Genomic DNA, 7138 nt, shown 5'->3' with positions numbered 1-7138 from the left:
TTTGTTTTGGTTTTTCTGGGGTTTGAAGTACCCCCCCCCCCCCCCCCGCCCGGCCCGCGGGGAACTGCGCGAGCAGCCACTACGTGCCCTTACTTCTTCCAGTCCGCCCAGGACATGTTCCAGCCGTTGAGGCCGTTGGACGGGTCGACCGTGCGATCGTGGGAGTGCTTGACCACGACCACGTCACCGACCATGGAGTGGTTGTAGAACCAGGCCGCCGGGGTGGACTTGTCGTAGCCGCCGCGCACATCGCGGAGCCCCACGCAGCCATGGCTGGAGTTGTAGTTGCCGAAGGCGCCGCCGCCCCAGTAGTTGCCGTGGATGAACGTGCCGGAGTCGGTGAGGCGGATGGCGTGCGGGACGTCCTTGATGTCGTACTCGCTGCCGTAGCCGACCGTCTCGCTGTTCATGCGGGTCACGGTGAACTTCTCGCTCATGACCATCTGGCCGTTCCACGTGTCGTAGCCGGGCTTGCCGGTGCTGACCGGGATGGTCTTGACGACCTTGCCGTCCTGGGTGACCTTCATCGTGTGCTTCTCGGCGTCCACGACGGAGACCTGGTTGCGGCCGATGGTGAACTTCACCGTCTTGTGCTGCTTGCCGTAGACGCCGTCACGGCCCTGGACACCGTCGAGGTCGAGGTCGACGGTGACCTTCGTGCCGGCCTTCCAGTACTTCTCGGGGCGGAAGTCCAGGCGGTCGTTGCCGAACCAGTGGCCCTCGACGTCGACGGCCGGCTCGGTCTTGACGCTGATGGCCTTCTCGACGTCGTCGGGGTGGGTGATGCCCCGGGTGAAGTGGACGGAGAACGGCATCCCGACGCCGACGGTGGAGCCGTCCTCGGGGGTGAAGTAGCCGGCGAAGGTGTTCTTCGGCGTCAGCGTGGTGAACGTGGAGTCCTCGGCGGCCGACCGGCCCTGGGCGTCCTTGGCGACCGCGTGCACCGTGTACTCGGTGGCGGCGGCCAGGTGGGTCGACGGCGTCCACGAGGCGCCGCCGGCCGCGATGGTGCCGTCGACCTTCGTGCCCTTGGCGTCCTTGACGACGACCTCGGTCAGCTTGCCCTTGGCCACGCTCACCTTGAGGGCCCCGCTGGTCTCGACGCCCTTGGCGCCGGACTCGGGCGTGATGCTGACCGCCGCGGCCGACTGCGCGCTCTGCTGGGCCGCGGCGTCCTTGCCCTTGCCGTCCCCTGATCCGGCGCCCGCCCCGGACCCCGAGTCACCGCCGCCGCACGCGGTGAGGGAGACCAAAAGGGCACCGGCGACGAGTGCCAGTCCCCCGCGGCCCGTCCGCCCCCGTACCGACGCCCCCGATATCGGCCGCACGTTCAAGTCGTTCTCCCCTCCCGGGCCCGGCTCGGACCCACACCCCGGCGCGACCCCCTCGCGCACTTTCGGGCATGTTAACCGGCGGGTTTTGAGAGCGGTGTCAGGCGAATGTCACCGTTCCGTCGCAACTTCAACTTCCCGCAGTCACATGGTCGCGCTGCCCGCCGTCCACGCCTTCCAGGTCATGTTCCAGCCGCCGAGCCCGTTGTCCGGTGCGACCTTCTTGTCCCTGCTGTGCACGACCTCGACGACGTCCCCGACCAGGCTGCGGTCGAAGAACCAGCCCGCCGGGGTGTCCGAGCCGCCACCCTTGACGTCCCGGAGGCCGACGCAGCCGTGACTGACGTTGGTGTGCCCTGGGGCGTCCGGCGACCAGTAGTTGCCGTGGAGGAAGGTGCCGGAGTCGGTGAGGCGCAGGGCGTGCGGGACGTCGGGGATGTCGTACTCGCCGCCGAAGCCGACCGTGCGGCTGTTCATGCGGGTCACCTCCAGCATCTCCATCACCACCATCTTGCCGTTGTAGGTGGGGGTCTTCGGGGCGCCCGCACTGATCGGCACGGTGGCCAGCAGCCGCCCGTCGCGCCGTACCTGCATGGTGTGCTCGGCCGCGTCGACCAGGGAGACCTGGCTGCGGCCGACGGTGAAGGTGAACGTCTTGTGCTGCAACCCGTAGACGCCGGGCGCCCCTTCGACGTCCCGGAGGCCGAGGTCGACGGTGACCTCGGTGCCGGGCTTCCAGTAGTGCCGGGGGCGGAAGTCCAGGCGGTCGTCGCCGAACCAGTGCGGGCGGATCTCCACCGGCGGCCGGGCGGTGACGTGTACGGCGCGCTCGACGGCGGCGCGGTGGGTGATCTCCCGGTTGAAGGACAGGGAGACGATCATCCCGGTGCCGACGACCGCGCGGTTCTCGGGGGTGACGTAGCCGATGAACCGCTCCCCGGGGACGTACGTGGTGAACGTGGTGTGCCGGGCCGAGCGGTGGCCGTGGGCGTCCAGTGCTACCACGTCGACCGTGTACCTGGCGGCGAGCGCCAGCCGGTCGTCGTCCGGTTTCCAGGTCAGCCCGTCGCCGCTGATGTGACCGGGGACGGGGGTGTCCTGGGCGTCCTGCTGCCTGCTGACGCTCACCTTCTCCAGCCGCCCGCCGGGCACCCGTACCCGCAGCGCCCGGTCGGCCCGGACGGCCTTGCTGCCGTCGTCCGGGGTGACGCGGATGAAGTCCTCGGGGGCCGGGGGTTTGCCGAGGACCCGGTCGATGCCCAGGGGGCCGGAGCCGTCCGCGGAACAGCCGGTGGCCCCGGCCAGCAGTCCGGCCCATGTCAGTACGGCGGCCAGCGCGGCCCCCGCGCGCCGTGCGCGTCCTTGTGCGTGCCTCACGCGGGGCTCAACGACCGGGCCACGCCGGGGAAACGTGAGTGCGACGCCGCCATTGGGCAGAACAGTGGGGAGAACGACGCGTTGGGGAGCCGTCGCGCCCCGGAAGCGAGCCGCCGAAAGAGGGGCCGACTGGTGACGAGCGCAGCCGATGAGCGGGCCGGGACCGGGGAGCGTGCCGCCGGGGACGGGCACCCCGCCGCCCTGGACGGGCTCCCCGCGCCCACGACGAACGGCGCCCGCCGGGCCGTTCCGCCCACGGCACCGGTGTGGCCCGGTGCGCCGACCCCGCTCGGGGCCCGGTTCCGCACCGGCCCGGACGGGGTCGCGGGCACCAACTTCGCGCTGTGGGCGGCCGGGGCGGAGGCGGTCCGGGTCTGCCTCTTCGACGTGGCGGGCCGGGAGACGCAGGTGCCGCTGGCCGAGCTGACGCACGAGATCTGGCACGGCTTCGTGCCGGGCGTGATGCCGGGCCAGCGCTACGGCTACCGGGTGTCGGGCCGCTGGGACCCGTGGACGGGCGCCCGCTGGAACCCGGCCAAGCTGCTGCTCGACCCGTACGCGCGCGCGGTGGACGGCGCCAGGGGCAACGACTACGGCCGGCTGCCGCCCGAGGTCTACGGCCACGTCCGGGACTGGCCCGAGCAGCACGTCGCCGACACCGTCCGCGACGACCGGGACTCGGCGCCGTACGTCCCCAAGGGCGTCGTCGTCGACGATGACGACGACTGGGAGGACGACCGCCGCCCCAAGACGCCGTGGGCGGACTCCGTCATCTACGAACTGCACGTGCGCGGCTTCACCAAACTGCACCCGGGCATCCCCGAGAACCTGCGCGGCACCTACGCCGGTCTCGCGCACCCGGCCGCGATCGAGCACCTGGTCAAGCTGGGCGTGACGGCCGTGGAACTGCTCCCCGTCCACCAGTTCGCCCACGAGGACCACCTGCTGCGCCGGGGGCTGCGCAACTACTGGGGCTACAACTCGGTCGGCTACTTCGCGCCGCACGCCGCCTACGCATCGTCCGGGACGACCGGCCAGCAGGTCGGCGAGTTCAAGCGGATGGTCCGCGCCCTGCACGCGGCCGGCATCGAGGTCATCCTCGACGTGGTCTACAACCACACCGCGGAGGCCGGCGAACTCGGCCCCACCCTCTCCCTGAAGGGCATCGACAACCGCGGCTACTACCGGCTCCAGGACGACCCCCGCCGGTACTCCGACTACACCGGCTGCGGCAACACCCTCGCCGTCGTCCAGCCCCAGGTGCTGCGGCTGATCACCGACTCGCTGCGCTACTGGGTCACCGAGATGGGCGTGGACGGCTTCCGGTTCGACCTGGCGGCGGCGCTGGCCCGCTCGATGCACGACGTCGACATGCTGTCCCCCTTCCTCGCGGTCATCGCCCAGGACCCGGTGCTGCGCCGGGTCAAGCTGATCGCCGAACCGTGGGACATCGGCTCCGGCGGCTACCAGGTGGGCGCGTTCCCCCCGCTGTGGACCGAGTGGAACGACCGCTTCCGGGACACCGTCCGGGACTTCTGGCGCCACGCCCTGCCCGACGTACGGGAGATGGGCTACCGGCTGTCCGGCTCCAGCGACCTGTACGCCTGGGGCGGGCGCCGCCCGTACGCCTCGGTCAACTTCGTCACCGCGCACGACGGCTTCACGCTGCGCGACCTGGTGTCGTACGACCGGAAACACAACGAGGCCAACGGCGAGGGGAACCGGGACGGCACGGACGACAACCGCTCCTGGAACTGCGGGGCCGAGGGCGAGAGCGACGACCCGGACGTACGGGCGCTCAGGCGGCGGCAGACGCGCAACCTGCTGACCACCCTGCTGCTGTCCACCGGCGTCCCCATGCTGGTCGCCGGCGACGAGCTCGGGCGCACCCAGCGGGGCAACAACAACGCCTACTGCCAGGACGACGAGACCAGTTGGCTGGACTGGTCCCTGCTGGACGACCACGAGTGGCGCCCCCTGTTCGAGCTGGCCTCCCGGCTGACCGCCCTGCGCCACCGGCACCCGGTGCTGCGCCGCCGCGCCTTCTTCTCCGGCCGCGCGCACTCGGCCGACGGGCTGCGCGACCTCGCCTGGTTCACGGCCTACGGCACGGAGATGACCGAGGGCGACTGGTACGCCCCGGCGGCCACGCTCGGCATGTACCTCTCCGGGCGGGACATCCCCGGCCGGGACGAGCGGGGCGCGCCGGTCCTCGACGACAGCTTCCTCGCCGTGCTGCACGCGGGCGACCACCCGGCCCCGTTCGTGCTGCCCGGCCCGCCGTGGGCGGAGCGCTACGAGTGCGTCGTGGACACCTCCCGCGAGGACCAGTCGGAGCCGCCGGGTACGGTCCATCCGGCGGGCACCGGCATCACGGTCCCGGCCCGGTCGGTGCTGCTGCTCCGGGTCGGCTGACACCGTGTGACGCGGATCACCCGCGCCGGGTGCAGCGTCGGCGGGGCCCCAGGGCCTTTCTCCTGGTGTGGACAGCCGGGGAGAGCGGGGACCGTGGGAATGGAGCAGGCTCGGGCCGGTGAGTACGACGCGTTCGTGGCGGCCCGCTGGTCGGTGCTGTTCCGGCTGGCCCGTCTGCTCACCGGGGGCGATCGGCACCGCGCCGAGGACCTGTTGCAGGAGTCGCTGGTCAAGCTGTGGTTCGTCTGGCCGAAGATCGCCGACGAGGCACCGGAGGCGTACGTGCGCACGGTGCTGGCACGGGCCGCGGCCCGCTCGGCGCGACGCCGCTGGTGGGGCGAGCGCCCCGTGGAGGAACTCCCCGAGGTGGCGGCCGCCGGCGACATGTCGGCGACCGTCGCCGAGCGCTCCCGGCTGGAGGCGGCGCTCGCACGGCTGAGCCCGCGGCAGCGGGCCGCAGTGGTCCTGCGGTACTACCAGGACCTGCCCGACCGTCAGGTGGCCGAGGTCCTGGGCTGCCCGGTGGGCACCGCCCGGTCCCACGCCGCGCGCGGGGTGGCCCGGCTGCGCCTGCTCCTGACCGACGTCATCGAACCGGTGGGGTGAGGGGGGATACCGATGGACGACACCACGCGAGTGAACGGCACGGACCAGTTCGAGCGACAGCTGACGGAGCTGCTGCGCGGCGGCACGGAGCACCACCCCTTCGAGGCCCGGCACCGGGAGCGGCTGTACGCCGGTGTGCGCGCCCGGCGCCGGGTGCGGGCGGCACGGCGGGCCGCGGGTTCCGTACTGGCCGTGGCCGGGCTCGGTCTCGGACTGCTGCTGTGGCCGCACGGCTCCACCGACGACCTGCCCAGTGCCCCGCGGCCCCGGCCGGCGATCAGTCCGGCGCCCTCGGCGACCACGTCGCCCTCGCCGGACGTGTCCCCCAGCGGGGCGCCGAGCTCGTCCGCGACCAGCGAGCCGCCCGGCTCGTCCGCGACCAGCCTGCCACCGAACCCGTCCGGGACGAGCCTGCCGCCCGGCCCGGGTGAAGCCACGAGGGCCCAGGACCCGCCCGCGACGACGGGGAGTTCGGCCACGGCGACCGCCCCCGGCGACGCGCCGACGTCCCGGTCCCCCGGCGAGGGGGTCACCTCGTCGCCGCCGGCCCCGCCCTCCCCGACCGGCTGACCGGGCTTCCGCGCCCCGTCTTCCCTTCTTTCCCTCCCCCGCCCCGCGTGCCTTCGGCGCGCCCTGCGAACGAGAACAAATGAGTATGAACATGACGAATGACGAGCCCGTCGTGGACGTGACCGTCCCGGTGTTCAACGAGGAGCAGGACCTGGAACCGAACGTACGGCGACTGCACGCGCACCTGCGGGACACGTTCCCGTACCCGTGCCGGATCACCATCGCCGACAACGCCAGCGCCGACCGCACCCCGCGCATCGCGGCCCGGCTCGCGGGCGAACTGCCCGAGGTGGAGTGGATACGGCTGCCCGAGAAGGGGCGGGGCCGGGCGCTGCGCGCCGCCTGGTCGGCGTCGCGGGCGCCGGTGGTGGCGTACTGCGACGTGGACCTGTCGACCGGGCTCACCGCGCTGCTGCCGCTGGTCGCCCCGCTCATTTCGGGCCACTCCGACCTGGCCATCGGCACCCGGCTGGCCCGCGGTGCCCGGGTGGTGCGCGGACCCCGCCGGGAGGTCATCTCCCGCTGCTACAACGTGCTGCTGCGCTGCACGCTCGCCGTGGGCTTCTCCGACGCGCAGTGCGGGTTCAAGGCGATGCGCCGGGATGCCGCCGACCGGCTGCTGCCGCAGGTCCGGGACACCGGGTGGTTCTTCGACACGGAGCTGCTGGTGCTGGCCGAGCGGGCGGGCCTCAGGATCCACGAGGTGCCCGTCGACTGGGTGGACGACCCCGACAGCCGGGTCGACATCGTGTCCACGGCGCTGGCCGACCTGCGCGGGATCGCCCGGATGCGCCGGGACCTGGCCCGCCCCTGCCGTCGTAGGAGCGCCTCGTGACCGG

At 72.6% G+C, this 7138-nt stretch carries 5 protein-coding genes and 1 pseudogene; 4 read left to right on the top strand and 2 right to left on the bottom strand.

Annotated elements, in window-relative coordinates:
- Positions 1-89 precede the first annotated feature (89 nt).
- Positions 90-1328 (bottom strand): Ig-like domain-containing protein, encoded by a 1239-nt coding sequence (locus tag ABZ854_RS34115; RefSeq protein ID WP_361219022.1) that lies wholly within the window; start codon positions 1326-1328, stop codon positions 90-92.
- Positions 1329-1475: 147 nt separating this feature from the next.
- Positions 1476-2708 carry an Ig-like domain-containing protein gene (locus ABZ854_RS34110; RefSeq protein WP_361219015.1) on the bottom strand — a complete coding sequence of 411 codons (1233 nt, stop codon included), beginning with the start codon at positions 2706-2708 and terminating at the stop codon, positions 1476-1478.
- Between the two features lie 132 nt (positions 2709-2840).
- Here ABZ854_RS34110 and glgX point away from each other — a divergent pair, with 132 nt between their 5' ends.
- From glgX to ABZ854_RS34090, 4 genes and pseudogenes are all read left to right on the top strand, one after another.
- The gene (glgX, locus tag ABZ854_RS34105; RefSeq protein ID WP_361219012.1) at positions 2841-5123 is read left to right on the top strand and encodes a glycogen debranching protein GlgX; all 2283 of its coding nucleotides are present in this window, start codon (positions 2841-2843) and stop codon (positions 5121-5123) included.
- A 99-nt stretch (positions 5124-5222) separates the two neighbouring features.
- Positions 5223-5729 carry a SigE family RNA polymerase sigma factor gene (locus ABZ854_RS34100; protein ID WP_361219009.1) on the top strand — a complete coding sequence of 169 codons (507 nt, stop codon included), beginning with the start codon at positions 5223-5225 and terminating at the stop codon, positions 5727-5729.
- Between the two features lie 12 nt (positions 5730-5741).
- Entirely contained in the window at positions 5742-6299 is a 558-nt protein-coding gene (locus tag ABZ854_RS34095; RefSeq protein ID WP_361219006.1) for a hypothetical protein, read from the top strand.
- Positions 6300-6378: 79 nt separating this feature from the next.
- Positions 6379-7104: pseudogene (locus tag ABZ854_RS34090) on the top strand (dolichyl-phosphate beta-glucosyltransferase); the annotation flags it as partial.
- Positions 7105-7138 lie beyond the last annotated feature (34 nt).

Origin of the sequence: Streptomyces sp. NPDC047028 (assembly GCF_040644095.1) — a bacterium.
GTDB lineage: Bacteria > Actinomycetota > Actinomycetes > Streptomycetales > Streptomycetaceae > Streptomyces.
The sequence above is the reverse complement of the archived record's forward strand: the minus strand, read 5'-3'. Positions and strand labels throughout refer to the sequence as shown.

Bases quoted from the DNA above. Each gene is read 5' to 3' on its own strand.
- ABZ854_RS34100 (WP_361219009.1), top strand. From the start codon at position 5,223: ATGGAGCAGGCTCGGGCCGGTGAGTACGACGCGTTCGTGGCGGCCCGC.
- ABZ854_RS34095 (WP_361219006.1), top strand. From the start codon at position 5,742: ATGGACGACACCACGCGAGTGAACGGCACGGACCAGTTCGAGCGACAG.